24 protein-coding genes are annotated in these 26,209 nt (G+C 51.6%); 9 read left to right on the forward strand and 15 right to left on the reverse strand.

Annotation, left to right across the window (positions count from 1 at the left end):
* The first annotated feature begins 10 nt into the window (after positions 1 to 10).
* The 5 genes from UNDYM_RS17765 to UNDYM_RS17780 all read left to right on the forward strand — a co-directional run bounded on the left by UNDYM_RS17765 (position 11) and on the right by UNDYM_RS17780 (position 4,803).
* Positions 11 to 835: a DUF58 domain-containing protein gene (locus tag UNDYM_RS17765; protein WP_232063535.1), complete on the forward strand. Its 825-nt coding sequence runs from the start codon at positions 11 to 13 to the stop codon at positions 833 to 835.
* Entirely contained in the window at positions 820 to 993 is a 174-nt protein-coding gene (locus UNDYM_RS30830) for a hypothetical protein (RefSeq protein WP_232063536.1), read from the forward strand. The genes UNDYM_RS17765 and UNDYM_RS30830 overlap by 16 nt, the downstream gene beginning before the upstream one ends.
* Complete coding sequence (locus UNDYM_RS17770) at positions 990 to 3,002, forward strand: DUF3488 and transglutaminase-like domain-containing protein (protein ID WP_162042221.1); 2,013 nt, start codon at positions 990 to 992, stop codon at positions 3,000 to 3,002. The genes UNDYM_RS30830 and UNDYM_RS17770 overlap by 4 nt, the downstream gene beginning before the upstream one ends.
* Positions 2,993 to 4,168, forward strand: a complete 1,176-nt coding sequence (mltB, locus tag UNDYM_RS17775) for a lytic murein transglycosylase B (protein ID WP_162042222.1) — start codon at positions 2,993 to 2,995, stop codon at positions 4,166 to 4,168. Before UNDYM_RS17770 ends, mltB begins: the two co-directional genes overlap by 10 nt.
* A 335-nt stretch (positions 4,169 to 4,503) precedes the next feature.
* Complete coding sequence (locus UNDYM_RS17780; protein WP_110257001.1) at positions 4,504 to 4,803, forward strand: hypothetical protein; 300 nt, start codon at positions 4,504 to 4,506, stop codon at positions 4,801 to 4,803.
* 363 nt (positions 4,804 to 5,166) lie between these two features.
* On the opposite strand, the gene cysM is transcribed toward UNDYM_RS17780, so the two are convergent.
* The 3 genes from cysM to UNDYM_RS17795 form a co-directional block, all read right to left on the reverse strand.
* Complete coding sequence (gene cysM, locus UNDYM_RS17785) at positions 5,167 to 6,069, reverse strand: cysteine synthase CysM (protein ID WP_162042223.1); 903 nt, start codon at positions 6,067 to 6,069, stop codon at positions 5,167 to 5,169.
* Between the two features lie 272 nt (positions 6,070 to 6,341).
* Positions 6,342 to 6,836 (reverse strand): helix-hairpin-helix domain-containing protein, encoded by a 495-nt coding sequence (locus UNDYM_RS17790; RefSeq protein WP_162042224.1) that lies wholly within the window; start codon positions 6,834 to 6,836, stop codon positions 6,342 to 6,344.
* 152 nt (positions 6,837 to 6,988) lie between these two features.
* Positions 6,989 to 7,873 carry a LysR family transcriptional regulator gene (locus tag UNDYM_RS17795; protein ID WP_162042225.1) on the reverse strand — a complete coding sequence of 295 codons (885 nt, stop codon included), beginning with the start codon at positions 7,871 to 7,873 and terminating at the stop codon, positions 6,989 to 6,991.
* Between the two features lie 170 nt (positions 7,874 to 8,043).
* On the opposite strand from UNDYM_RS17795, the gene UNDYM_RS17800 reads away from it, so the two are divergent.
* Positions 8,044 to 8,847 carry a class III extradiol ring-cleavage dioxygenase gene (locus tag UNDYM_RS17800; RefSeq protein WP_162042226.1) on the forward strand — a complete coding sequence of 268 codons (804 nt, stop codon included), beginning with the start codon at positions 8,044 to 8,046 and terminating at the stop codon, positions 8,845 to 8,847.
* Positions 8,848 to 8,902: 55 nt separating this feature from the next.
* Here UNDYM_RS17800 and rfaE1 read toward each other — a convergent pair whose 3' ends face one another.
* From rfaE1 to gyrA, 12 genes are all read right to left on the reverse strand, one after another.
* On the reverse strand, positions 8,903 to 9,823 hold the full coding sequence (gene rfaE1, locus UNDYM_RS17805) for a D-glycero-beta-D-manno-heptose-7-phosphate kinase (protein WP_232063537.1): 921 nt from the start codon (positions 9,821 to 9,823) through the stop codon (positions 8,903 to 8,905).
* Between the two features lie 38 nt (positions 9,824 to 9,861).
* A complete protein-coding gene (locus UNDYM_RS17810) occupies positions 9,862 to 11,235 on the reverse strand; it encodes a UDP-glucose/GDP-mannose dehydrogenase family protein (RefSeq protein ID WP_162042228.1) in 1,374 nt (457 codons plus the stop codon).
* 159 nt (positions 11,236 to 11,394) lie between these two features.
* Positions 11,395 to 12,570: a lipopolysaccharide assembly protein LapB gene (gene lapB / locus UNDYM_RS17815; RefSeq protein WP_162042229.1), complete on the reverse strand. Its 1,176-nt coding sequence runs from the start codon at positions 12,568 to 12,570 to the stop codon at positions 11,395 to 11,397.
* Positions 12,571 to 12,691: 121 nt separating this feature from the next.
* Complete coding sequence (locus UNDYM_RS17820) at positions 12,692 to 13,006, reverse strand: lipopolysaccharide assembly LapA domain-containing protein (RefSeq protein ID WP_162042230.1); 315 nt, start codon at positions 13,004 to 13,006, stop codon at positions 12,692 to 12,694.
* Between the two features lie 167 nt (positions 13,007 to 13,173).
* A complete protein-coding gene (locus UNDYM_RS17825) occupies positions 13,174 to 13,479 on the reverse strand; it encodes an integration host factor subunit beta (protein WP_110256992.1) in 306 nt (101 codons plus the stop codon).
* 23 nt (positions 13,480 to 13,502) lie between these two features.
* Positions 13,503 to 15,206, reverse strand: a complete 1,704-nt coding sequence (gene rpsA, locus UNDYM_RS17830) for a 30S ribosomal protein S1 (RefSeq protein ID WP_110257122.1) — start codon at positions 15,204 to 15,206, stop codon at positions 13,503 to 13,505.
* 151 nt (positions 15,207 to 15,357) lie between these two features.
* Entirely contained in the window at positions 15,358 to 16,035 is a 678-nt protein-coding gene (gene cmk / locus UNDYM_RS17835) for a (d)CMP kinase (RefSeq protein ID WP_162042231.1), read from the reverse strand.
* Between the two features lie 17 nt (positions 16,036 to 16,052).
* Positions 16,053 to 17,390: a 3-phosphoshikimate 1-carboxyvinyltransferase gene (gene aroA, locus UNDYM_RS17840; protein ID WP_162042232.1), complete on the reverse strand. Its 1,338-nt coding sequence runs from the start codon at positions 17,388 to 17,390 to the stop codon at positions 16,053 to 16,055.
* Positions 17,391 to 17,439: 49 nt separating this feature from the next.
* On the reverse strand, positions 17,440 to 18,348 hold the full coding sequence (locus UNDYM_RS17845; protein WP_162042233.1) for a prephenate dehydrogenase/arogenate dehydrogenase family protein: 909 nt from the start codon (positions 18,346 to 18,348) through the stop codon (positions 17,440 to 17,442).
* Between the two features lie 7 nt (positions 18,349 to 18,355).
* Positions 18,356 to 19,429: a prephenate dehydratase gene (gene pheA / locus UNDYM_RS17850; RefSeq protein ID WP_110256988.1), complete on the reverse strand. Its 1,074-nt coding sequence runs from the start codon at positions 19,427 to 19,429 to the stop codon at positions 18,356 to 18,358.
* A gap of 232 nt (positions 19,430 to 19,661) precedes the next feature.
* On the reverse strand, positions 19,662 to 20,765 hold the full coding sequence (serC, locus tag UNDYM_RS17855; RefSeq protein ID WP_162042234.1) for a 3-phosphoserine/phosphohydroxythreonine transaminase: 1,104 nt from the start codon (positions 20,763 to 20,765) through the stop codon (positions 19,662 to 19,664).
* Between the two features lie 6 nt (positions 20,766 to 20,771).
* Positions 20,772 to 23,423 (reverse strand): DNA gyrase subunit A, encoded by a 2,652-nt coding sequence (gyrA, locus tag UNDYM_RS17860; RefSeq protein WP_162042235.1) that lies wholly within the window; start codon positions 23,421 to 23,423, stop codon positions 20,772 to 20,774.
* Between the two features lie 297 nt (positions 23,424 to 23,720).
* Here gyrA and UNDYM_RS17865 point away from each other — a divergent pair, with 297 nt between their 5' ends.
* From UNDYM_RS17865 to ubiG, 3 genes are all read left to right on the forward strand, one after another.
* Positions 23,721 to 24,308 (forward strand): OmpA family protein, encoded by a 588-nt coding sequence (locus UNDYM_RS17865; protein WP_162042236.1) that lies wholly within the window; start codon positions 23,721 to 23,723, stop codon positions 24,306 to 24,308.
* Between the two features lie 306 nt (positions 24,309 to 24,614).
* Positions 24,615 to 25,271, forward strand: coding sequence for an outer membrane protein OmpA (ompA, locus tag UNDYM_RS17870; RefSeq protein ID WP_162042237.1), 657 nt, complete (start codon positions 24,615 to 24,617; stop codon positions 25,269 to 25,271).
* Between the two features lie 207 nt (positions 25,272 to 25,478).
* Positions 25,479 to 26,183, forward strand: a complete 705-nt coding sequence (gene ubiG, locus UNDYM_RS17875; RefSeq protein WP_162042238.1) for a bifunctional 2-polyprenyl-6-hydroxyphenol methylase/3-demethylubiquinol 3-O-methyltransferase UbiG — start codon at positions 25,479 to 25,481, stop codon at positions 26,181 to 26,183.
* Positions 26,184 to 26,209: the final 26 nt, after the last annotated feature.

Genomic DNA, 26,209 nt, shown 5'->3' on the forward strand with positions numbered 1-26,209 from the left:
CAATCACGGCATGTTCACATCGCTTAAAAAAAGACTGCGCAAGATCGTTTTTCTGGAGCATAAGCCAGAAAGCGGTGAAGTGTTCCTGAATCAGCGGCGGGTATTCACCCTGCCCAGCAAACCCGGGCTGGTATATGTCGTCCTTTTGCTGCTGATGTTTTTGGCAGCGACCAATTACAGCCTGAATCTGGGCTTTGGCCTGACTTATGTATTGGGTGGCGTTGCCCTGGTCAATGTATTTTATGGCTTTCGCAACCTGGCCTACCTGCACTTGCTGCCAGGCTCGGCCCGGGCTGTCTTTGCGGGTGAAGAAACCGAATATACAGTGTTTCTGATCAACCGCCGCACTCATCCACGCTATGCCATCAGTGTGGGGTTTGCTGAAAAAGGCCATCCAGAAAAATTTGTCGATATTGCCGCCGAGAGCCGCGTTGCCGTGCAGCTCAGCTACCCGACGACGAACAGGGGTTTGCAGGCGATACCCAGAATCCGTTTGCAGACCAGTTACCCGCTAGGCCTGTTACGCGCCTGGAGCACCTGGCTGCCAGATGCCAATGCGCTGGTCTATCCGCAACCAGAGGCAAATCCACCACCCCTGCCCATGTCAGGTGCCGGGCAAAAGACAGAAGCACCAGGCCATGCCGGTGATGAAGATTTTGCCGGTGTGCGTGCATATCAGCCTGGCGACCCCATGAAACACCTGGCCTGGAAACAGATTGCCAAAGTCGATACTGCCCTGGGTGGTACACTGGTAACCAAGCAATTCGCCGGAGGCTCTGGCAGCGATGTCATGCTGGACTTTGCCGCACTACCCGGAATATGGATACAGAACTAAAACTGTCACGCCTGACCAGCTGGGTACTGGAAGCCGACCAGCGCGGCCTGACTTATGGTTTCAGGCTGGCGCAAACGCAGTATCCGCCCACCACAGGGCCAGAGCATTGTGAGGCCTGCCTGCGCGCACTGGCGCTCTACGAGATACCAGCACCATGAAATTGCCAGTCTTCCGCACCATATTGTCACGCGACAAGGCAGATACCCTGCTGTTGATCTTTGCCTGCGTCTTCGTGTTATTACCACATGCTGACCATGTCAAATGGTGGGTGAATGCCTCTTGCGCCCTGTTATTGACCTGGCGTGGATGGCTGACCCTGAGCGGACGCCGCCTGCCCCCTGCCTGGCTGCTGCTGCCGGTTGCCCTGATGATGATGGCCGGGGTTTATCTGACGCACAGAACTTTTTTTGGCCGGGAAGCAGGCGTCACCATGCTGGTCTTGCTGCTGACCTGCAAGCTGCTGGAAATGCATGCCAAGAGAGATTTGTTCGTGGTGATTTTTCTTGGCTTTTTCCTGTTACTGACGAGCTTCTTTTATCAGCAGAGCATCTTTGCTGCGATACTGACATTGACAGGCCTGTGCCTGTTATTGACAGCACAGCTATCCTTCCATTACACGGGCGTAGTGCCGCCCTTACTGCAAAGGCTCAAGCTTGGCGCCGGCATACTGGGGCTGGCAATTCCGCTGACCATCATCGCTTTTGTGCTGTTCCCGCGCATACAGGGGCCATTGTGGGGCTTGCCAGGCGATGCACAATCTGGCCGCAGCGGTTTGTCAAACTCGATGTCGCCAGGGAATATCAGCGAACTGGCACAATCTGAAGAAATTGCCTTTCGCGTCAAGTTCGACAAATTCATCCCGGCCAAACCCCAGCTTTACTGGCGTGGTATTGTCATGAATAAATTCGACGGACGCAGCTGGTCACAGGAAGAAAAAAGGTCTTCCTATAAAACTGACCAGGACAAAAACTGGATTAAATACGGCGGCCAGGCCATACGCCAGGAAATCACACTGGAAGCAAATGGACAAAACTGGCTGTTTGCACTCGACATGCCCGCAGGCAAGCCCGAGCTGGAAACCAATACCGGTACCGTTGCCATCATCAACAGACTGATGGAAACCCGGCGCGAGCAAGTCACCAATGACAGGCTCAAATACACGATAGAGTCGTATACCAGCTATGCCCTGGAAGCCGGGAGCAACCGGGAGATGGTGGCCGATTCGCTGAAACTGCCTGAAGGCTACAATCCACGCACCCTGGCTTTTGCTGCGACACTGAGACAACAATATCCCGATGATATGCAGTTGATCTGGGCCATACTGAACTACTTCCGCCGTGAAGCCTATTCCTACACGCTGGAACCACCGCGCCTGGGCAGGAATAGTGCCGATGAATTCCTGTTCGATACCAAGGCTGGTTTTTGCGAACACTATGCCAGTGCCTTTGTCCTGCTGATGCGAGCCGCCAATATTCCGGCACGGGTCATTGCCGGCTATCAGGGTGGCAACCTGAATTCTGTCGATGGCTATCTAGAAATACGCCAGTCTGACGCGCATGCATGGGCCGAAGTCTGGCTGGAAGGCAAAGGCTGGCTCAGGATAGATCCGACGGCAGCCGTAGCACCGGAAAGAGTGCAGCGCTCGCTCAATTATGCCGTGCCGCGCCAGGGCCTGGCGGGCCTCATGAACCTGAGCCCGGATGGAATTTCCTTTTTCAACCAGGTGCGCATGCAATGGAGCGCCGTCAATAACTCCTGGAATCAATGGGTATTGAACTACAATCAGAATACTCAGAGGAGCCTGTTGAACTCCATGGGCCTCATGAAAGTGGATTGGACACAACTGACCATGCTGTTTTTTGTCGCGACCAGCCTGATACTTGGCCTGATCTCCCTGCCCTTAATTCGCAACCGGCCACGTATCACAGCGCTTGATAAGGTATACTTTTCTTTCTGTCGCAAGATGGAAAAAAAGACCGCAGCACGCGCTTTGCATGAAGGGCCAAAAACCTATCTGGAAAGATTGCGCAACAGCCTGCCCGCAGCTGAATTTGAAAATGCAGAGCGTTTTCTGACACTGTACGCAAGTGCCCGCTACGGCAAAGACCCAGGTCCGGAAAGTACACTGATCCGGCGTTTGAAAACCTTGCTGGCAGCATGCCGCTAATTTTTAATAAACGTATTTTGATCTCTCTGACATCCCACGCATCACGCCAGCCAGGCATCCTGCTCAATAGCATCTACTCACTCATTATCGCAGCCTCGCTGCTCACCTCGGGCGCAGCACATGCAGCAGAAAAAAAACATGTGAAAAAGCCTGCAAACAGCACGGCAACAGCCAGTTCTGCCCCGGCTGCCAAGGCAAAAAAAGATGAAGGCCATTTTGAGCAATGGAAGGAAGTTTCCAGCTTCATCTCGGAAATGGTCAGCAAGCATGGCTATACCGAAGCAGAATTGAAAGCCATCTTCAAGCAGGCCAGGTACATAGAAACCGCCAGGCAACTGATGCGCCCTGCTCCGGCAGGCAAACCCAAGAACTGGAAAGCCTACCGCGCCCGCTTTGTCGAGCCTTACCGTATTGAAGCCGGCGTCGCTTTCTGGGATAAATATGCCGATGCCCTCACCAAGGCCGAGCAGGAATATGGCGTGCCACCAGAAATCATCGTTGGCCTGATTGGTGTAGAAACCATCTTTGGCAAGCAGACTGGCGGTTTCCGTGTGATGGATGTACTGGCCACGCTGGCCTTTGATTATCCCGACACACCAACGCGCGATGCACGCATGCAATTCTTCCGGGGCGAGCTGGAAAACATGTTGCTGATGTCCAGAGAGGCCTCGCTTGATCCTTTTGTGTTTAAAGGCTCTTACGCAGGTGCGATAGGCTGGCCACAATTCATGCCTGGCAGCATCAGAAAATATGCAGTGGATTTTGATGGTGACGGCAAGATCAACCTGACAGATTCACCAGTGGATGCGATAGGCAGTGTTGCCCACTATCTGGCCGTGCATGGCTGGAAGCGCAATCTGCCCGTGGCATTTCCCGCTACCCTGGTCGTGAGCGAAAAAAGTGAGCAACTCAGCACCGCGCTTGGCAAGGGTTTGCAGGCCAGCTATCAGTTGCAGGATTTAAAAGCCATCGCGACAACAGCCAGTAGCGATGCGCCAACAAATATCCCCTACGGGCTTGTCGATCTGCAAAATGGCAACGACGCAACAGAGTACTGGTTTGCAACAGAAAATTTTTACGCGATTACCTTGTATAACCGCAGTTATTTTTATGCAATGTCAGTCTATGACCTCGGCCGTGTCATCGCTGCAGCCAGACAAAAATAATTCGCACCTGGTGGGTTTAGCGCCGCATCACAGAGGGATGGGAGAAGAAGCTCGCAATTTAACAGATTTTAATAAACCAAATAAAATTGTTAATTTATGTTATTCTAGTAACTAATTACTGGAATAAACATTGCCATTCAGTATTTTCTAAACTAAAGTGCTGTTATCTAGTTGACACATTTACTTCTTAACTAAGCAAAGTGTCAAGAGATTTAACAATGGTTTGCTATTTTTCTGACAAGCAAATTATATTTTAAAGATACAATATTACCGTTTGATTAATTTTTTATTGAAGCAACTAATTAAGCGTCAATAAACTACACAGCGAGGTAATTATGGCAAATTTGACCCAGCTTGAATCCGATGAAATCGACTATGATCCAAACAATCTGTTGGATACTCTGATCAAGCAATTGCATTTGAAAAATGATGCAGCACTCTCCAGAGCATTGGAAGTGGCACCACCAGTAATCAGTAAAATCAGGCATCGTCGCCTGCCGGTCGGCGCATCACTGCTGATCCGCATGCATGAAATCAGCGATGTCAGCATCAAAGAATTGCGCGAATTGATGGGCGACCGTCGCGCAAAATTCCGTATCAGCGACAAGCAATTCAAACCAAAAGACGCAGCATAAGTCTTTAATTTGATCAGTGCTTGCTGGCCTGCCTGACCTCCGGGTTTTCAGGAAAACTGCTACATTGAAAAATACCGAAAATGCGCCACAAGCGTGATTTCGGTATTTTTTTATTTTATTTTGCGCTGGATTTGTGACAGCTTGATGTAATGCTGGCGGAGAAGTGCAATCAATTTGAGCTGCCGGGAGATCTCCGTGGCAGTGTCATGAGCCGGTGTGCGTCAAGTGAGAGTGTCAGATTCCTACGCCTTGGCCTGCCATTCCGGCGATGCGTGATAACTTGCGCTTGCAAGCCACATCCATAAGCTGCATTTTGAGCACATTGTGTTGAGTGCAGACCTGCACTCAACACAATGTAGATGATCAGGCGGGAAACACACCTGTCGATAAATACCGGTCGCCACGGTCGCAAACCACAAAGACTATCGTGGCGTTTTCTACCGTCTGGGCGATACGCAAAGCGATTTCGCAAGCACCTGCGGCAGAAATACCACAAAATATGCCCTCTTCCACGGCCATCCTGCGCGCCATCTGTTCTGCATCTGCCTGTGTGACTGACTCCACCTGATCAACTCTGGCTTTATCAAAAATCTTTGGCATGTAAGCCTCTGGCCATTTGCGTATGCCTGGTATCTGCGAACCTTCTTCCGGCTGTGCACCAACGATGCGTATCTGTGGATTCTGTTCCTTCAGATAAGCAGATACCCCCATGATGGTACCGGTAGTTCCCATGGCGCTGACAAAGTGGGTGATCTGGCCCTTGGTGTCGCGCCAGATTTCTGGCCCTGTGGCTTCGTAGTGCGCGAGAGGATTATCCGGATTGGCGAACTGGTCAAGTATCACCCCCTGCCCTTCGGCCTGCATTTGCTCTGCCAGATCGCGAGCATATTCCATGCCGCCAGTCTTGGGAGTCAGCATGATTTGCGCCCCGTAAGCGGCCATGCTCTGGCGACGCTCTATGCTCAGGTTTTCTGGCATCAGCAAGATCATCTTATAACCACGCATGGCAGCAGCCATGGCGAGGGCAATGCCTGTATTGCCGCTGGTAGCCTCGATCAAAGTGTCACCAGGTTTGATACGGCCACGTTCTTCTGCCCTTTTGATCATGGACAAGGCAGGCCTGTCCTTGACGGAACCGGCAGGATTATTCCCTTCCAGTTTGCCGAGGATGACATTATTGCGTCGCTGGTTTTCGTCACCGGGTATGCGCTGCAATCTAACGAGCGGTGTATTGCCTATGGTGTCTTCGATGGTCAGATAGGTCATGGTAAACAGCTTAACAACAGCTTAAAAAGACAAAGTCTTATTCTAAACGCAGTTACCTTTAGACGCTTGCCGCATAAGCAAGCAGTTTGTTTGAAAAAGCACCGCCAAGGCTGATAAAAATCAGCTTCTCATAGACAAATCAAGTCTTTGCAAGCCGCTGGCATGCGCTAATCGGGCTTATACAGAATTTAAATAAGCTAATAAAAAACCCCGGAATCACTTCCGGGGTTTTGTGAAACTGTCAGATCAACAAAAGAACTGAAGAATCAGACTTATTTTGCGCTGGCCTTGGAAGCTGCAGATGCGGCGGAAGCCTTGGATGCTGCTGAAGCTGCCGAGGCTGCACTTGCAGCTGATGCGCTGGATGCTGCAGCGGAAGCTTTTGGTGCCGCTGTTGCCGCTGGTGCAGACGCAGGTTTTTCTGCTTTCTCTGCTTTAGCAGCCTTTTCACCTTTGGCAGGAGCTGCGCTGGCCGCTGGTTTTGCTGCTGCACCAGGTTTAGCCTGGCCATTGACAGTCAAACCTGCTTCAGACAATTTAGTGGAATTCTTTTCGCCTATGCCTTTGACGCGGCTTTCAAAATCTGCCCAATCCTTGAAGGCACCGTTCTTGGTACGTTCTTCAATGATGGCCTTGGACTTGGCTGGGCCTATGCCCTTGATACCATCGAGTGCAGCCTGATCGCCTTTATTGACATCGACATCAGCGAATGCAAAACCAGTAGCAGCCAACAAAGCCATCAGGCCAAATATAATTTTCTTCAACATGCGAATACTCCCTCAATAATTGGACATTTTTAAGCAATATTTAAAGCGAATCTTTAAACGACATAGCCTGGTTTTTATCGCTGGCTATATAGCTAACAACGGAACTGGATTAATTCCGTTGACAAGTATTCCACAATTTAATGTCAATATGACTAATCGCCCAACCTGTCTATCAAAAAATCGATAAAACAGCGTAGCTTGGGTGGCATCTGACGGCGGCTGGCATAGACGGCATACAGATTGCCGGTAAAACCCGGCTCATTACCTGCCACCAGTTGCAAACGGCCAGATGCAAGATCATCGCCTACCAGCCACTCAGGCAGAAATGCGGCACCCATGCCAGCCAGTACGCAGTGATAAGTGAGTGTGGTGTCACCGCATTTCATGATCGCATCCAGCTTTAAAGGTGCCCACTCTGTTTGCACTGGCAAGTGAAACCTTTCAAGCTGCACATAATTGGGCAATATCATCGCCACGTTGATGGCTTCGTCTTTGTTGCCAGCTTGCAGATTTTTCACAAAAGCCGGTGCGGCAACCAGGCGGAACTCGACTTTGCACAAGGACCTGGCAATCAGCGCCGGTGATGGCTCATCGGTCGCCCGCAGCGCCAGATCAAAGCCATCTGCCACCAGATCTACCATGTGGTTATCAAGATGCAGGTTCAATCTGACCAGAGGATACTGTTGACGAAAATCTGCCAGTACCTTGGCAAAGCCGGGATTCGCACACCAGACCGGGGCGCTGATTTTCAATTCACCGCGTGGTGGCCCGCTCTCTTGCGCAACCGAGGCGACGGCAGCATCCAGAATATCCAGCGCCTGCCTGCCCTGCGCAAAGAAATCCTTGCCTGCCTCAGTCAGGCTCATGCTGCGGCTGCTGCGATTAAGCAGTCTGGCACCCAGCTTGCGTTCCAGCCTGGCGATATGTTTGCTGACCATGGGCGCGGCCATGCCCAGCCTGTCAGCTGCGGCGGTAAAGCTGCCTGATTCGACAATCTCACGAAATACCCTGATGCCACTGATATCTAGTTCATCCATATATCACCCTTGGCTTTTCATACACTATAGTTGCACTTTTTGGAAATAATACAATTACTTTACCACCATCGATTTCCATATAAGGAAACATTATGATGATTTACATGGGCTTTATGGAATTAATTGAAAAAACAAGCCCCGGCACCAAATGACCTGTGGAGGATACTCATATGAAATTGCCTACCTATTTTATTTCGCACGGCGGCGGCCCTTGGCCTTACATGGAAGACATGCGTAAAACCATGCATGTGCTGGAAGCATCACTGGTTGATATGCCACGGCAACTACCGTACAAACCCAAGGCCATCTTGATGATCTCGGCGCACTGGGAAGAAAGCGCATTCAAGGTCATGACCAGCCCTTGGCCCGGCATGCTGTATGACTATGGTGGTTTTCCTGAGCATACCTACAAGGTACATTACTCAGCGCCGGGCTCACCCGAACTGGCAGAACGGGTAATGGGCCTGATCAAGGATGCAGGTTTGCCCGCACAGGCGGATGCACAGCGTGGCTTTGATCACGGTGCATTTGCGCCATTGGCCGTGATGTACCCTGAAGCTGATATGCCGATCGTGCAATTATCCCTGCGCAAAGGACTGGACCCGGCAGAACACCTGGCACTTGGACGTGCGCTAGCCCCTTTGCGTGACGAGGGCATACTCATCATAGGCAGTGGCCTCAGCTACCATAACCTGCGCCGCTTTGGCCCGTTGGCAAAAGAACCTTCATCAAGTTTTGATGACTGGCTGCAGGACAGCCTGATCGCCAGCAGCACGACAGAAAGAGTCAAGCGACTGCTCAATTGGGAAGAAGCACCGGCAGCAAGAGTCGCTCACCCCAGGGAAGAGCATTTATTGCCGCTGATGGTGGCCGTGGGTGCGGCAGAGGATGAAGTTGCCAGTTGTGTTTATCATGAAGAAAACATTTTTGGCGGCGTGGTGGCATCAAGCTTTCGCTTTGGGGCGATAGCCTGATAAACCAGTATTGAGGATACCGGCTTGAATACTTCAAGCCGGCACAGGGATTAACTTATTGCACAGCCGATGGAAAAAGCTCTTCCCGAGTCACCGTAGCAGTACCCAGTTTGCCCACCACAATGCCACCAGCACGGTTGGCAATCACTACCGCCTCTTGCATGGATTTGCCTTGCGCCAGCATGACGGCCATGGTGGCGATGACAGTATCACCAGCACCAGAGACATCAAATACTTCACGCGCCATCGCTGGTACATGGGTCGCGCCATCGGCAGTGAACAGGGTCATTCCTTCTTCTGAGCGGGTCAGCAGCAAGCCATCGATGTTTAAATCTGCGCGCAATTGCTGCGCTCGGGCTGTCAGTTCTTCTTCATTTGACCAGTCACCGATGATTTGCTTTAATTCAGACTTGTTCGGTGTCAGCAGGCTGGCACCGGCATAGCGCTTGAAGTCACTACCCTTGGGATCCACCAGCACGATCTTGCCTGCTGCCTTGGCCGCAGTGATCATCGCGCTGACATTCACCAGGCTGCCCTTGGCATAGTCGGACAGGACGACGACATCATAACCAGTCAGCAAAGAGTTGAAGCGATTGAGTTTGTCACGCAAGACATGTTCAGTCGGGCGTTCTTCAAAATCGATGCGCAACAATTGCTGCTGCCTGCCGATGACGCGCAGCTTGATGATGGTAGAGATTTGCTGGTCGCGACTGAGATAGGCTTCTATGCCTGAAGTCTTTAGCAAACGCTCCATGCTATTGCCTGCATCATCGTCACCAATGACACCCATCAAGGCGGCTTGCACGCCCAGGGCGACGGCATTGCGGGCCACATTGGCGGCACCACCAAGGCGCTCCTCACTTTTTTCCACGCGGACGATAGGCACCGGGGCTTCTGGTGATATGCGGTTGACTTCGCCAAACCAGTATCTGTCGAGCATGACATCACCAGCAACCAGAATACGCTTCGCTGTCATATCTTGCCTTGCATCTTTTTTTGCATCCATATTTTGCATTATTTGTTCGTCAATACGGAGCGGCCTATGCCGTGGTATTCAATACCCAGCTCGGTCATGACCGTAGGCTCAAACAGGTTACGGCCATCAAACACGACAGGCTGTTTCAGGCGTGCCTTGACTTCATCAAAGTCAGGGCTGCGGAAGGCCTTCCACTCAGTGACAATCGCCAGTGCATCGGCTTCGACCAGCGCATCCATGGGGTTGGCGGCATAGCGTATGGATGCCAGCAATTCTGGCGCATCGTAGAAATCCAGTTCAAATACGCGCTTGGCTTCCTGCATGGAAACCGGGTCATACACCGCCACCGTCGCACCGGCACGCAATAATTCACCCAGCAAGACACGCGAAGACGCTGCACGCATATCATCGGTATTCGGTTTAAAGGCCAGGCCCCAGATGGCGAAATGACGGCCGCTGAGGTTTTCACCAAAACGCTGCTGTATCTTGTTACCGAGCACCTGCTTTTGGCGTGCATTCACTGCTTCCACTGCCTGCAGAATGAGGAGATTCAAACCATGGTCCTGGGCAGTACGCTCCAGCGCCTGCACATCCTTGGGGAAGCAGGAGCCGCCATAGCCGCAACCGGCATACAAGAAGCTGTGGCCTATGCGCGGGTCAGAGCCTATGCCGTGACGCACAGCTTCAATATCCGCACCAACATGATCAGCCAGATTCGCCAGCTCATTCATGAAAGAGATGCGAGTCGCCAGCATGGCATTCGCCGCATACTTGGTAAACTCTGCTGAACGCACATCCATCCAGTAAGTGCGCTCATGGTTGCGGTTGAAAGGCGCATACAGCTTCTTCATCTGGCTGCGCGCTTTTTCGCCTTGCGGCGTCTGATCGCAACCGATAACAATACGGTCAGGGCGCATGAAGTCTTCTACTGCTGCACCTTCTTTCAAAAACTCTGGATTGGAAACCACAGAGAATTCCACGGTCGCAGAGCGCGTTGCCAGCTCGGCAGAAATGGCGGCACCGACGCGGTCAGCCGTACCGACAGGTACGGTAGATTTATCAACGACGACCTTGAAGTTCGTCATGTACTTACCGATATTTTTTGCCGCAGCCACGACATATTGCAAATCAGCAGAACCGTCTTCATCCGGTGGCGTGCCGACCGCGATGAACTGCACATCACCGTGCTTGACGCTGGCTTCAACATCGGTAGAAAACTGTATGCGGCCCGCAGCGCGATTGCGCGCAACGATTTCTTCCAGACCCGGCTCATGGATAGGAATGCCGCCGTTATTGAGGATATCAATCTTGCGCTGATCGACATCGAGGCAAAACACATCATTACCCAACTCAGCCAGGCAGGCACCTGTGACCAGACCAACATAACCTGTACCAATAATTGTGATTTTCATTTTTTGACCACCAAATAAAAATAAGTCATTCTGCACATCCAAATATCTAGTCATCCACATAGATTTTCAGATTGCAGCCCTTATTCAAGATTCTTTAACTTAACTAGTATCCCTGAAGCCTTGCGCAAATCAAGCTTCGCTCAGGCATGACAGCGATCATTAATTCATGACGTTCAGCTCTTCTGTGCGGCGTGGTGGATAAGTTTCCCACTTACTGCAGCCAGGGCAATGCCAGTAAAACTGCCTGGCCTTGAAACCGCAATTGGAACACTGATAGCGCGCCAGTTTTTGTGCATAGCCATGTACCAGGTTCTTGATGATGGCCAGCTCAGGCCTGACTTCAGGCGGAACCACCATGATGCGGCCATCCAGCAATTTATCCAGGCCCAGCAGGGTTGGGGTGCGGCGCAATTCTTCACTGACCAGGCTATTGACGGCTTCTATACCTTCCAGCTCCAGTGTGGCCTTGAAGGCGACTTCCAGCAAATCTATCGACGGTGCTTCGGCAAGGTAGTTTTTGAGCAGGTTCAAGCCCTCCTGCGACTTGTCGAGCTTGCGGTAAGCATCCATCAGGCGCTGCGCCACTAGTGCCACATGAGGCACGCTTTGCTGCTCTACCCGGCGCCACGTAGCCAGCGCTATTTCAGTATCGCCATTGGCCATATACACGTCACCCATGAGGATGATGGCGCGTACATTGTTACGGTCTGCCGCCAGTGCTTTTTCCAGATTGGCCAGGGCCGCTTCTGTATTGGTATGCACCAGCTCATCCTGGGCAATTTCGCAGTAAAACTGGGCAATTTCTTTTTGACGGCCACCAGCACCGCATTCTTGCAAGGCATTAGCGGCCTCAATCGCACGCGCCCATTCTTTTTCACGCTGGTAGATTTCCAGCAGGGCACGCCGGGCCTGGGCTTCAAACGGGCTGTTGACGAGCAGGTTATAGGTTTCTTCAGCACGGTCAAGCAGACCGGCTTTCAGGTAATCCTGCCCCAGTTCATACATGGCCTGGGTTTTTTGCTCGGTGGGCAGGTCTGGCCTGGCCAGCAGGTTTTGATGCACGCGGATGGCGCGTTCAGTCTCACCACGGCGGCGGAACAGGTTACCCAGGGCAAAATGCAAATCTACCGCCTCAGGATCCAGCCTGACGATGTCGATGAAAGCATCAATGGCCTTGTCTGGCTGGTCGTTCAGCAGGAAATTCAAGCCCTTGAAATAGCCACGCGGCAGGCTGCGGGACTCAGAAATCAACTGGCGTATATCGATACGCGCAGCACTCCAGCCCAGGGTAAAGAATAAGGGTATGCCTAGCAGCCACCAAATTTCAAATTCCATGTGTATTTCTTCTTATTGTTGAGAACAATGTCAGTTCAAATGCAAAGCCTGAATTGCCGATATGTCTTTAACCTATTTTTGTTCGCAGGTCTCAATGTGCTGAAAGCTGCGCCCACACGTGTCAGATATTGCGAATGCTATCAGGCTGAGGCGCTTGTGTGCTGGCCCTTTGTGCGGCTTCACGTTCTTTTTCAATTTCTGCCAGGGTCTTTTTATGCTTGTGCAGATCGCGTCTGTGGCGGAACACCATAGGCACCATGGCCAGTGCGCCCAGCGTAGCACCGCCGGCAAAAAAAGCCAGCAGCATGATGACCAGTGGAGCGGATTGTTGATAGCCAAAGAAATATTGCAGCGTGACTATCTGGTCGTTTTTCAAGGCAAAGCCAAAGAACAGGACAAACAGCACGATGGCGAAAAATCTTGAAATATATTTCATGTATGCATCCTTGATGGATAAGCGGAAAAATCGTCAATGAAGCAATTTATCCCGAAAAGAGCATTGTACTGAAAAAAAACGGCATATCGGAAAACCGATATGCCGTTTTTATCTTTGCGTCATCTAATAGGCTCAACATTCCGAGCTCAACAACCAGTCAACCTGACTTAGTCATCGTGTATCGGTTGCCCCACCATGGCATCAACACGTTCGCGCAGCTCCTTGCCTGGCTTGAAGTGCGGCACCCGTTTTTCAGGGACCATCACCTTGTCACCGGACTTGGGATTACGACCTATCCGTGGTGGACGACTGTTCAGTGCAAAGCTGCCAAAACCGCGGATTTCTATACGTTGCCCTGTTGCCAGGGCATCCGACATTGCATCCAGTATGGTTTTAACAGCGATATCCACATCTTTAGCTACCAGTTGCGGATATCGCTCTGCCAGACGAGCTATCAGCTCCGACTTAGTCATAGTAAAAACCTTATGACTTAATCTTAGTTTTTATTGTCGAGCTTGGCTTTCAACAAAGCGCCCAGGCTGGTTGTGCCGGATGCTGCGTTGGAATCAGTAGTGGACATTTTTTGCATAGCTTCTTGTGTTTCAACGCTATCTTTAGCTTTGATAGACAATTGGATACCACGCGCTTTGCGGTCGATGTTCAATACCAGGGCTTCAACTGTGTCGCCGACTTTCAGGTGTGTACCAGCATCTTCCACGCGGTCGCGGGAGATTTCGGATGCACGCAGGTAGCCTTCAACGTCGTCTGCCAACTGGATTACTGCGCCTTTGGCTTCAACGGATTTAACTGTACCAGTAACAACTGCACCTTTGTCGTTCATAGCGCAGTAGTTATTGAATGGGTCGCCTTCCAGTTGCTTAACGCCCAGGGAAACGCGCTCACGCTCAACGTCGATTGCCAGAACGATGGCTTCCAGTTCGTCACCTTTCTTGAAGCGACGTACTGCTTCTTCGCCTGTTTCGTTCCAAGACAGATCAGACAAATGTACCAGACCGTCGATGTTGCCAGACAAACCGATAAATACGCCGAAATCAGTGATGGACTTGATCGCGCCGCGAACTTTGTCACCTTTCTTGTGGTTGATCGCGAAATCATCCCAAGGATTGGCTTTGCACTGTTTCATGCCCAAGCTGATACGACGACGTTCTTCGTCGATTTCCAGAACCATGACTTCAACTTCGTCGCCCAATTGAACAACTTTGTTTGGTGCAACGTTTTTGTTCGTCCAGTCCATTTCGGAAACGTGAACCAGGCCTTCGATACCTTGCTCGACTTCAACGAACGCGCCGTAGTCGGTCAGGTTCGTTACTTTACCGAACAGACGTGTGTTCGCTGGGTAACGACGGGACAAACCTGTCCATGGGTCGTCGCCCAATTGTTTTACGCCCAGGGAAACACGGTTTTTCTCTTGGTCGAATTTCAATACTTTTGCAGTGATTTCCTGACCAACTGTCAACACCTCGGAAGGGTGACGTACACGACGCCATGCCAGGTCGGTGATGTGCAACAAGCCATCGATGCCACCCAGATCAACGAACGCGCCGTAGTCAGTGATGTTTTTAACAACACCAGTAACCACTGTGCCTTCTTTCAGGGTTTCCATCAGTTTTTGACGCTCTTCGCCCATGGACGCTTCAACAACAGCGCGGCGGGACAGCACAACGTTGTTACGTTTGCGGTCGAGCTTGATAACTTTGAATTCCATGGTTTTGCCTTCGTAAGGAGTTGTATCCTTAACTGGGCGTGTATCAACCAAAGAACCTGGCAAGAAAGCGCGGATGCCGTTCGTCAGAACAGTCAAGCCACCTTTGACTTTGCCATTTACTGTACCAGTAACGATCTCGCCAGACTCCAGCGCTTTTTCCAGCGCGAGCCAGGAGGCCAGACGTTTAGCTTTGTCACGGGACAAAATTGTGTCGCCGAAACCATTTTCCAGCGAATCAATCGCTACGGAAACGAAATCGCCGATATTAACTTCCAGGTCGCCCTGGTCGTTTTTGAATTCTTCAACAGGGATAAAGGCTTCAGACTTCAAGCCAGCGTTAACGATCACGAAGTTGTGATCGATACGGACGACTTCAGCAGAAATCACTTCACCGGAACGCATATCCTGACGTGACAGGGATTCTTCGAACAAAGCTGCGAAGCTATCTGCACCGGTTGCGAAATCTTGGGACATGAAAACAGTAGACATAGTATTTACAAGTTAGCCGGAACGGTGCAAAAGGCACTATTTACCGGGTTAGGTTGAACATCCCTTTATTAACCTTGCGTCAATAAAGGCTCTTGAAACGACACTCGCAAACTTCACCAGATACTTAAATACTTACTTATATAGTGCTGTTTGTCTGTGTTTGCGCATACCAGACCAGGACTTTATTGACCGCTTCTTCAGCAGTTAATTCAGATGTATCCAGGATGATCGCGTCTGGTGCGGGCTTGAGCGGCGCTGTGCTGCGGGCACTATCTCTCGCATCACGTTCCATCAAATCTTTTACCAAGTTTTCCATATTAGCAGAAATTCCCTTTTCAATCAATTGCTTATATCGGCGGCTTGCGCGCGCCTCAGCACTTGCTGTTAAGAAAACTTTTAAGCTGGCATCGGGGAAGATCACCGTCCCCATATCGCGCCCGTCAGCCACCAGGCCGGGCGTATAGCGAAAAGCCACCTGCAAATCCACCAGGGCCTGGCGTACTGCTGGCAAAACAGCAATACGTGAAGCGGCTACGCCAACCTCTTCTGCCCTTACGGCATCGGTGACATCGGCATCTTCCAGAAAAACATGGCCGTGAACAAAACGACAAGGCAGGGTTCTTGCCATGCTGGCAATGGTGGTTTCATCATCCAGAGCGATGCCATGGCGGGTAGCCATCAGGGCAGTCAGGCGGTACAGGGCACCAGAATCCAGGTAATGAAAACCCAGATGCTTGGCCACCCTGTGTGCCACCGTGCCCTTACCGGATGCGGTAGGGCCGTCTATCGTGATAACAGGACTACGTGTAGTCATAGAAACAATAAAAACCTTTAAAACAAATCTTGGTGATTAATCTTGGCAAAGACTTCAAAGTAATCAGGGAAGGTCTTGGCCACGCATTTTGGATCATTGATGCGCATAGTAGCACCTCTGCGGGCCCGGCCATCGAGGCTGGCCAAAGAGAAGCACATGGCCATGCGGTGATCGTCATAGGTATCGATAGTCGCTGACAGGATATGTTCAGGCGGCGTCACCGTCATATAGTCTGCGCCCTCTTCCACTATTGCCCCAAGCTTGCGCAATTCTGTTGCCATGGCAGACAGGCGATCGGTTTCTTTAACGCGCCAGCTGGCAATATTGCGCAGGGTCGTGGTGCCATTGGCATATAGCGCGGCTACCGCAATCGTCATGGCAGCATCGGGGATATGGTTAAAATCCATATCTATGGCCTGCAAGACACCATTCGAAGTGGCTTCTATCCAATTATCACCACGGGTAATGGTTGCGCCCATTTTTTCGAGTGCTTCGGCAAAACGTACATCGCCCTGTATGCTGGACTTGCCTACGCCTTCTACCCGGATAGGGCCGCCAGCGATGGCACCCGCTGCCAGGAAGTAAGATGCTGAAGAAGCATCCCCTTCTACGTGGATGACGCCGGGCGACACATAATGCTGGCCTTTTGTGACAGTGAATGCCTGCCAGCCATCACGCTCTACCGTCACGCCAAATTTTTGCATAAGGTTCAGGGTGATTTCTATATAAGGCTTGGAAATCAGTTCGCCCACCACTTCTATCGTCACATCGTGCTCACGCGCCATCAAAGGTGCAGCCATCAGCAAGGCCGTCAGAAACTGGCTTGAGACATTACCCTTCACTTGCAAACGCTGGGCGTGAACATGGCCACGGCGTATATGCAAAGGCGGGTAACCTGGATTGCCGGTATATTCTATCTGCGCACCGGCTTCATTCAGTGCATCAACCAGGTCACCGATAGGGCGTTCATGCATGCGGTGCACGCCGTGGATGGTGTAGTCACCACCCAGCACGGCCAAGGCACCGACCAGCGGGCGTATCGCAGTACCGGCATTGCCCATGAACAGATCAGCCTGGTGTTTGGGGAAATGGCCTTTGACACCTTCTACCGTGTAATTCTGGCTATCGCCATCCTGCTCCCAGTGCACGCCCAACTGCGTCAAGGCGTTCAGCATGACCAGGGTATCGTCGGATGCCAGCAAATCCATGATCTGGGTCTTGCCTTCTGCCAGCGCCGCCAGCAAAAGGGTACGGTTGGAAATGCTTTTGGAGCCCGGCAATTTGACTGTGCCCTGCACCTGCATGACTGGTTGCAGATCGAGGTAATGCGGATAATGTTTGCTTGCTTGTGTCATGGTCGTTTTCAATTCTGAGTTTGTCGATGTGGAGCAGAGCTAATCTCTATCAATCCCCACCTTCACGCTGCTGCTTCTCGGCTGCCTCAATCGCGCTGATCCAGTTATGGCGCGCGCGCTGGGCATTGGCGTAAATACCTTCTATGCCTTCACTGTCTGCATCTACCAGATGCTGGCGCAGGATGGACAGGCGGGCGGTGTAGGAATCCAGTTCCTGCAGCATCGCAGCACGGTTCGCCAGGCTGATGTCGCGCCACATTTCTGGTGATGAACCGGCAATGCGAGTAAAGTCGCGAAAACCGCTGGCAGCATACTGGAACAAGGTATCTGCATGCGGCTTGCGGGCGATATCATCGACCAGGGCATAAGCCAGCAAATGCGGCAAATGGCTGACTGCGGCAAATACGCCGTCATGTGCAGCAGGTTCCAGATGATGGATGATGGCACCGCATTGCTGCCAGGCCCATGCCACTCTGGCCACGTCAGCATCGCTATTGTCTGGCAGGCGGGTGATGACGGCTTTTTTGCCTACATACAAATCCACCAGTGCTGCCTCAGGCCCATTCAGTTCACGCCCAGCTATCGGATGCGCTGGCACAAATTGCGCGATCTTTTCGCCCAGACTGGCGCGAGCAGCGGCAACCACATCGGCCTTGGTACTCCCAGCATCCGTGACTATCGTCCCCGGCTGCAAATGAGGATAAATCGCCTTCAATATCGCGCCGGTTTGTGCCACTGGCGCTGCAATCAGCACCAGATCACAGTTGTGCAATGCCTGTTCGGCATTCAGGGCTATTTCATCAATGATGCCGAGTTGCTGCGCTTTTTCCAGCGAAGCCTGGCTGCGCCCTACCCCGACTATCTGTTCGACTGCCCCTGCTTTTTTCAAAGCCAGGGCAAACGAACCACCAATCAAACCTACGCCAAAAATTGCTATGCGTTGAAAAGCTTTTTGCATCAGGCACTCACACTGTACAAGGGTAAGAACCCAGCACCTTGAAGAAGGCTGCCTTGTCATTCAACTCGGCCATGGCGGCTGCCACCTTGGCGTCCATGACATGGCCTTCTACATCGACATAGAAATAATATTCCCAATTGCCGGTGCGTGCAGGACGTGACTCAAAGCGCGTCATCGAGACGCCATGTTTTTCCAGAGGGGCCAGCAAATTATAAACAGCACCTGCCTTGTTCGGCGTCGCCAGCACGATGGAAGTCTGGTCCTTGCCACTAGGCGTAGTATGCAGGCGACCAATGACGGCAAAACGGGTACGGTTATGCGGGTCATCCTGGATGTGGGCAGAGACGATGCCCAGGTTGTACTGGTGACCGGCAATTTCACTGGCAATCGCCGCCACGGTATAGTCACCACTGGCCATGCGTGCTGCCTCTGCATTCGATGCCACGGCATGTCTTTCCACATGCGGGAAATGCTGGTTCAGCCAGGCCTGGCATTGTGCCAAAGCTTGCGAATGGGCACAGATGCGGCTGACGCCTTCCATATTGCCAGACTTGCTCATCAGGCTATGTTGTACAGGTATCGCCAGCTCGCCACTGATGGCCAGGCTGGTTTGCAAGAGCAAATCCAGGGTACGGTTGATCGCGCCTTCGGATGAATTCTCGATAGGCACGACACCAAAGTCCGCCGTGCCTGCTTCGGTCGCACGAAAAACTTCATCAATAGATACGCAAGGCAGGGGCTGGATGGCATGACCAAACTGCTTATAGACAGCCTGCTCACTGAAGGTGCCGACAGGACCAAGGAAAGCCACGACCACGCGGCGCTCCAGCGCACGGCAGGCTGACATGATTTCGCGGAAGATCAGTTGTATGTCGTCACTCAGCAAGGGGCCTGGATTGCGCTCCGCCACGCCGCGCAAGACTTGCGCTTCACGCTCAGGACGAAACACTGGCGCATTGGTTTCTGCCTTGACATGACCAACTTCTTCCGCCACGCGGGCGCGCTGGTTCAGCAAATCCAGGATTTGTGCATCAATGGCATCAATCTTGATGCGCAGGGGGAGTAATTTATTGTCGCTCATAATGACCTAAAAACCGTGTTTGATAGGGTGTGGGCAGGCAGCAATACTGTAGCGCATGACTGCAATGCCGGATATGCTTTTTTCGCCAGGCTTTTGACCTGGTTCATCAGCGCCACGGTTTCCAGGTGATGGTGAGTACCATGCTCAGAAAGGGCTGATGATGAAAATAATGTTAGCGGCGTCTATCTATAGTGTAATTAAAACAGACGCCAAATATTTTTAAGCCCAGGGCTTATGAATTTCTTTTGGCGAAATCCTGCATAAAACTGACCAAGGCCTGCACGCCTTCTATAGGCATGGCGTTATAAATCGAGGCACGCATGCCGCCTACTGATTTATGGCCTTTCAATTGCAACAGGCCATTCGCCTTGGCTTCTGCCAGGAATGCCGCATTCAGGCTTTCATCTTTCAGGTAAAAAGGCACATTCATACGCGAACGGCTGCCCTTCTCTACCCGGTTTTCGTAAAAGCCTGTGGAATCGAGGTAGTCATACAGCAGGCTGGATTTGGCAATATTCCTTTGCTCCATCGCTGCCACACCACCCTGTTGCTTGAGCCACTGGAACACCAGGCCCGCAATATAAATCGCATAGGTTGGCGGGGTGTTGTACATGGAATCATTGTCGGCGACGATTTTCCAGTCAAAGGCAGATGGGCAGATGGGCAAGGCATGGCCGAGCAAATCTTCACGCACGATGACGATGGTCAAACCCGCCGGACCTATATTCTTTTGCGCACCGCCAAAGATGACGCCGTATTTGGAGACATCAATCACGCGCGACAGAATGTGCGAAGACATGTCGGCAACGATGGGCGCGTCTCCAGTTTCTGCCGCCACATCTGGGGCAAACTGATACTCAACACCATCGATGGTTTCATTAGTACACAGGTGCACATAAGCGGCATCTGGCGTCAATTTCCAGCTATCGCGTGGCGGCACAGTGGTGTAGCCGCTGGCTTCACCAGACGCTGCGATATTGACGTTACCGTATTTTTTTGCTTCCTTGATGGACTTGCCAGTCCAGGAACCGGTATGCACAAAATCTGCCGTCGCAGGCTGTGGCTTGCGTCCCATGAGGTTCATGGGGACGATGGCGTTTTCGCCCAGGCCGCCGCCTTGCAGGAACAGGATTTTATAATTGTCCGGCACCGCCAGCAGCTCGCGCAAATCGCTTTGCGCAGCAGCGAGGATGGACATGAACTCTGGCCCACGGTGACTCATTTCCATGACCGACATGCCACTGCCATGCCAGTCCAGCATTTCGGCAGCGGCTTGCTGCAATACCTCTTTCGGCAATACTGCCGGGCCTGCAGAGAAATTGTAGATCGTCGTCATGATGGTTTACTCCGCTGCGTCGGCTTCTGGTGCGCTGCCTTCCGCTTCGCCAGCACCGTTATCGCCTGTATCTACATCTGCATCTGTTTCGACAATACGTTGCAAACCGGACAGCTTGGTGCCATCTTCCACCGCAATCAGGGTCACACCCTGGGTCGCACGGCCCATTTCACGGATCTCGGAAACGCGAGTACGGATCAGAATGCCACCAGTAGTGATCAACATGATTTCATCCGTTGTTTCTACCAGCGTAGCTGCTACAACCTTGCCATTACGCTCGGATGTCTGGATCGCGATCATGCCTTTGGTACCACGGCCATGACGGGTGTATTCAGTGATAGGAGTACGTTTGCCGAAGCCGTTTTCAGTCGCAGTCAACACAGATTGCTGCTCATTTTCAGCCACCAGCAATGCAATAACCTGCTGGCCTTCATCCAGGTTCATGCCGCGTACGCCACGGGCAGTACGGCCCATAGGACGTACATCGTTTTCATCAAAGCGTACTGCCTTGCCGGAATCAGAGAACAGCATGACATCATGCTTGCCATCGGTCAGTGCCGCGCCGATGAGGAAATCGCCCTCGTCCAGATCAACCGCAATAATGCCGGCTTTACGTGGATTGCTGAAGTCAGTCAAAGGTGTTTTCTTGACCGTGCCCAGGCTGGTGGACATGAAGACATAGTGGTCTTCAGGGAAAGTACGGTTATCGCCAGACAAAGGCAGGATGACGGTGATTTTTTCACCGTCCTGCAATGGGAACATGTTGACGATAGGCTTGCCGCGTGAAGTGCGCGAGCCTTGTGGCACTTCCCATACTTTCAGCCAGTACATGCGGCCACGGTTGCTGAAGCACAGGATGTAATCATGGGTATTAGCCACGAAGAGTTGCTCGATCCAGTCATCATCCTTGGTCGCTGTCGCCTGCTTGCCACGGCCACCGCGTTTTTGCGCGCGGTATTCAGACAGGGGCTGCGACTTCATATAACCAGTGTGCGACAGGGTCACGACCATGTCTTGCGGCGTGATCAGGTCTTCTGTGCCCAGGTCTGTGGCGTTATGGGTGATTTCTGAGCGGCGTACATCTTTATTGCCTTCGCCGTATTCATTGCGGGCCAGGGTCAGTTCATCAGTGATGATGACGGTGACACGCTCTGGCTTGGACAAGATGTCCAGCAAATCGGCGATCTCGGCCATGACGTCTTTGTATTCATTGACGATCTTGTCTTGTTCCAGGCCAGTCAGGCGTTGCAAACGCATTTGCAGGATTTCCTGCGCCTGGTCGTCAGACAATTTATACAGGCCATCTGGCTGTATGCCGTAATGCTTGGGCAAATTCTCAGGGCGGAAAGAATCAATACCACCAGAATTGTCAGCCGCAGTACGCACCAGCATCTCACGCACCATGGAGCTATCCCAGGCGCGTGTCATCAATTCCTGTTTCGCGATCGGTGGCGTAGGCGCAGCGCGGATGATGGCGATAAAGTCATCGATATTTGCCAGCGCAACAGCCAGGCCTTCCAGCACATGACCACGTTCACGTGCCTTGCGCAGTTCAAACAGGGTACGGCGCGTTACTACTTCACGGCGGTGCGACAGGAAGCAGGACAGCATTTCCTTCAAGTTCAGCAATTTAGGCTGACCATTCACCAGCGCCACCATGTTCATGCCGAAGGTGTCTTGCAACTGCGTCTGCTTGTACAGATTATTCAGTACTACGTCAGGTACTTCGCCGCGCTTGAGTTCGATGACCACGCGCATACCCGATTTATCGGATTCATCGCGGATATCAGAAATACCATCGAGCTTTTTGTCACGTACCAGTTCAGCGATACGTTCCAGCAGGGATTTTTTATTGACCTGGTAAGGCAGCTCATCAACGATCAGCGCCGTACGGCTGTCTTTGCCAAACTCTTCAAAGTGGGTCTTGGCGCGCATGACCACACGGCCACGGCCAGTGCGGTAACCATCGCGCACACCAGACACGCCATAGATAATGCCGCCGGTAGGGAAGTCAGGTGCAGGGATGATCTCGATCAGTTCATCGATCGTGCAATCGCTATTGCGCAAGACATGCAGGGCACCATTGATGATCTCGGTAATATTATGCGGCGGGATATTCGTCGCCATACCCACCGCAATACCGGATGCGCCATTGATCAGCAGATTCGGAATACGGGTAGGCAGAACCGAAGGTTCCTTCTCTTTGCCGTCATAGTTGGGAACGAAATCGACAGTTTCTTTTTCGATATCTGCCAGGATTTCATTGGCGATCTTGTCCAGCCGGCACTCGGTATAACGCATCGCCGCAGCATTGTCGCCGTCGATGGAGCCGAAGTTACCCTGTCCATCGACCAGGGTATAACGCAGGGAAAAGTCCTGCGCCATACGCACCAGCGTGTCGTAAATGGAGGCATCGCCATGGGGATGGTACTTACCCATGACTTCACCCACCACACGCGCACATTTGACGAAGGGGCGGTTATAGACATTGTTCATTTCGTGCATCGCGAACAATACGCGACGATGCACAGGCTTTAAGCCATCACGCACATCCGGCAAAGCGCGACCTACGATAACGCTCATCGCGTAATCGAGATAGCTTTTGCGCATTTCTTCTTCAAGGGAAATCGGGAGTGTTTCTTTTGCGAATTGATCCATTGGCGGCCGGCGAATTAGAGCTTGGTTAATTAATAACGTCTTTACTATCGTCTCTAATGACATCTTATCAAGACCATTAAAGACTGACGTTTAACTCTTGATTCTAACATGCCTCCCACGCCGAATTCCATTTATAGCAATTAAGTCAGGCAAACACTGGTAATAGGCCGCAAAATAGCCAGGCAGGGGCATGCAACACTGTCATTCAAATGACAGCCATCGCGCAAATTTATATGATTTAATCAAAAGCATAATAAGAACACCTGACAAATAATTAATACATCCACGGAGACAACCATGTTAAAAAATTTGACAGCACTTTTTGTGCTCGCAGCATTCGCCCTGCCCGTCTCAACAGCCCTGGCCCAAACCACGGCTGCACCAGCATCAGCGGCACAAGCTGGCGAAGCCCCCGCATCTGCCACGGCCGCCACCCCTTCAGCCCCGGCAGTTCCCCCTCCGGCTCCAGCCCCGGCTGCGGCACCCAAACGCTGCGACTTTGCCCTCACCCTGCAAAGCGACGAAATTTTTGAGCACAAAAAATCCGTACAATTATCTGTACTGAATGACAAGGGTAAAGAGCGCATAGACAATGAAGTCATGGCCAAGCTGGCCAGCTGCGCCAAAGTTGATCTCATCGTCATCAGTGGCCACACCGACCTGTCAGGCAGCCATGCACAAGCTCAGAAATTATCTGAAAAGAATGCCGATGCCGTGGTCGCTTACTTAACTAGCAAGGGCCTGAATGCCCCTATGGACACCATGGGCATGGGTAAAACCCAACAAATCAAGGCTTGCGATGACAAGTTACCCAAGGCAAAACTGGCAGAATGCCTTGCACCAAACAGGCGCATCGTCGTCGAAGGACGCGGCCTCGCCAAATAATTTCAGTGTAAAAACCCGTCGTTTTTCTGGTTAAAAACAAAACATTTCTGCTCCGGAACTGGTATTAGCTTGCCAAAGCATACATTTCGTTGTCAAAATACGACATATTTAACTAACTGTAACTTTGTCGATTTAACAATTTTCGTCTTTATATTGATGATTATGGCAAAATAGAACGAATGTTGATTTATGGCTGACATGATGTTTGACGAAATAGTAATGTCATCATCGCCGTGGTACTATCTGGTTTTATGCAGTAATTCGCGCAGTTCATCTGCGGTAATAATCTCACCCGAGAGGAGAAATATGAAAAATTTAGTCAAGCTCGTTATCGCAGCGTCCGCAGTAGCATCCTTTTCTGCTTCCGCACAGCAAGACATCATGGCTAACAAGCCACACAGCGCCTATGTACAAGATGGTCGCGGTGTAATTGCACGTGACCCATTTGGTCTGTGCTGGCGCACTGGCTACTGGACTCCTGCTGACGCAGTTCCAGGTTGCGATGCACCTTTGGTACAACCAGCTCCACCAGCACCACCTAAAGTAGTTGCGCCGGAAGTTAAGCCTGAACCAGCAAAACCACCAGTTCCACCTGCACCTACTTCTGAAAAAGTAACGTTCGCAGCTGACGCATTCTTTGACTTTGACAAAGCAGTTCTGAAACCAGAAGCTAAAGTCAAACTCGACGACATGGCATCCAAACTGAAATCCATCAACCTGGAAGTCGTTATCGCTGTTGGTCACACTGACTCTGTAGGCTCTGACGAATACAACCAAAAATTGTCTATCCGTCGCGCTGAAGCTGTCAAAGCTTACCTGGTAAGCAAAGGCATCGAAGCCAACCGTGTTTACACTGAAGGCAAAGGCAAAAAACAACCAGTAGCTGACAACAAAACAGCTGATGGTCGCGCCAAAAACCGTCGCGTTGAAATCGAAGTTGTTGGTACACGCAACGTCAAGTAATTCAGTACTTGAAGCCTGGCTTCTGAAAAACCCGCTTCGGCGGGTTTTTTTATTTGTGGCTTATGCTATTCATTTTGGCTTAAGGCCCAAATCACTCCCAGAGTATTTCCATACTATGTTTATTTTCCGCCAATGCGGTACAGCCCTGAATCGCCTACAATAGCGGTTTCGCAGCTCATGCCCCGACCCGGCACTTCAAACCACATCATGTCCACCTTGAACGCTGATCCCGCAGAAATCCAGAAATTTAGTGAACTTGCCCATCGCTGGTGGGACCCCAGCTCAGAATTCAAACCCCTGCATGAAATTAACCCCCTGCGCCTGGAATGGATCAACCAGCGTGTGCCGCTGGCAGGCAAACAAGTCATCGACGTAGGTTGCGGCGGCGGCATCCTGGCCGAATCCATGGCAAAAAAAGGGGCGACAGTTACCGGCATAGACCTGTCTGACAAGGCGCTCAAGGTCGCCGACCTGCATGGCCTCGAATCTGGCGTCAGTGTCCGCTATAAAAAAATCGCCGCCGAAGACATGGCAGAAGCAGAGGCTGGCCAGTTTGATGTTGTCACCTGCATGGAAATGCTGGAACACGTACCCGACCCCGCATCCATCATCAAGGCCTGTGCAAAAATGGTCAAACCAGGCGGACATGTGTTCTTCTCAACACTGAACCGCAATGCCAAAGCCTACCTGTTTGCCGTCATCGGCGCAGAATACCTGCTGCAAATGCTGCCCAAGGGCACGCATGATTACGCCAAGTTCATCACCCCGGCAGAATTGTCACAAGACATACGTAATGCAGGCCTGGAATTACATGCGATGAAGGGCTTGAGTTATAACCCCCTGACCCAAATCTACTCCCTGAATAGTGATACCAGCGTCAACTACATGGTTGCCTGTACACGTCCGCTGTGAAGCCAACAAAACGCCTTCATCCATCA

The organism is Undibacterium sp. YM2 (genome assembly GCF_009937975.1).
Lineage (GTDB): Bacteria > Pseudomonadota > Gammaproteobacteria > Burkholderiales > Burkholderiaceae_D > Undibacterium.

Bases quoted from the DNA above. Each gene is read 5' to 3' on its own strand.
- UNDYM_RS17800 (WP_162042226.1), top strand. From the start codon at position 8,044: ATGAAATTGCCTACCTATTTTATTTCGCACGGCGGCGGCCCTTGGCCT.
- UNDYM_RS17795 (WP_162042225.1), bottom strand. From the start codon at position 7,873: ATGGATGAACTAGATATCAGTGGCATCAGGGTATTTCGTGAGATTGTC.
- UNDYM_RS17845 (WP_162042233.1), bottom strand. From the start codon at position 18,348: ATGCAAAAAGCTTTTCAACGCATAGCAATTTTTGGCGTAGGTTTGATT.
- ubiG (WP_162042238.1), top strand. From the start codon at position 25,479: ATGTCCACCTTGAACGCTGATCCCGCAGAAATCCAGAAATTTAGTGAA.
- UNDYM_RS17820 (WP_162042230.1), bottom strand. From the start codon at position 13,006: ATGAAATATATTTCAAGATTTTTCGCCATCGTGCTGTTTGTCCTGTTC.
- mltB (WP_162042222.1), top strand. From the start codon at position 2,993: ATGCCGCTAATTTTTAATAAACGTATTTTGATCTCTCTGACATCCCAC.
- cmk (WP_162042231.1), bottom strand. From the start codon at position 16,035: ATGACTACACGTAGTCCTGTTATCACGATAGACGGCCCTACCGCATCC.
- aroA (WP_162042232.1), bottom strand. From the start codon at position 17,390: ATGACACAAGCAAGCAAACATTATCCGCATTACCTCGATCTGCAACCA.
- UNDYM_RS17825 (WP_110256992.1), bottom strand. From the start codon at position 13,479: ATGACTAAGTCGGAGCTGATAGCTCGTCTGGCAGAGCGATATCCGCAA.
- rpsA (WP_110257122.1), bottom strand. From the start codon at position 15,206: ATGTCCCAAGATTTCGCAACCGGTGCAGATAGCTTCGCAGCTTTGTTC.
- UNDYM_RS17810 (WP_162042228.1), bottom strand. From the start codon at position 11,235: ATGAAAATCACAATTATTGGTACAGGTTATGTTGGTCTGGTCACAGGT.
- gyrA (WP_162042235.1), bottom strand. From the start codon at position 23,423: ATGGATCAATTCGCAAAAGAAACACTCCCGATTTCCCTTGAAGAAGAA.
- UNDYM_RS17790 (WP_162042224.1), bottom strand. From the start codon at position 6,836: ATGTTGAAGAAAATTATATTTGGCCTGATGGCTTTGTTGGCTGCTACT.
- UNDYM_RS17780 (WP_110257001.1), top strand. From the start codon at position 4,504: ATGGCAAATTTGACCCAGCTTGAATCCGATGAAATCGACTATGATCCA.
- pheA (WP_110256988.1), bottom strand. From the start codon at position 19,429: ATGAGCGACAATAAATTACTCCCCCTGCGCATCAAGATTGATGCCATT.
- cysM (WP_162042223.1), bottom strand. From the start codon at position 6,069: ATGACCTATCTGACCATCGAAGACACCATAGGCAATACACCGCTCGTT.
- UNDYM_RS17770 (WP_162042221.1), top strand. From the start codon at position 990: ATGAAATTGCCAGTCTTCCGCACCATATTGTCACGCGACAAGGCAGAT.
- serC (WP_162042234.1), bottom strand. From the start codon at position 20,765: ATGACGACGATCTACAATTTCTCTGCAGGCCCGGCAGTATTGCCGAAA.
- lapB (WP_162042229.1), bottom strand. From the start codon at position 12,570: ATGGAATTTGAAATTTGGTGGCTGCTAGGCATACCCTTATTCTTTACC.
- ompA (WP_162042237.1), top strand. From the start codon at position 24,615: ATGAAAAATTTAGTCAAGCTCGTTATCGCAGCGTCCGCAGTAGCATCC.
- UNDYM_RS17865 (WP_162042236.1), top strand. From the start codon at position 23,721: ATGTTAAAAAATTTGACAGCACTTTTTGTGCTCGCAGCATTCGCCCTG.
- rfaE1 (WP_232063537.1), bottom strand. From the start codon at position 9,823: ATGACAGCGAAGCGTATTCTGGTTGCTGGTGATGTCATGCTCGACAGA.
- UNDYM_RS30830 (WP_232063536.1), top strand. From the start codon at position 820: ATGGATACAGAACTAAAACTGTCACGCCTGACCAGCTGGGTACTGGAA.
- UNDYM_RS17765 (WP_232063535.1), top strand. From the start codon at position 11: ATGTTCACATCGCTTAAAAAAAGACTGCGCAAGATCGTTTTTCTGGAG.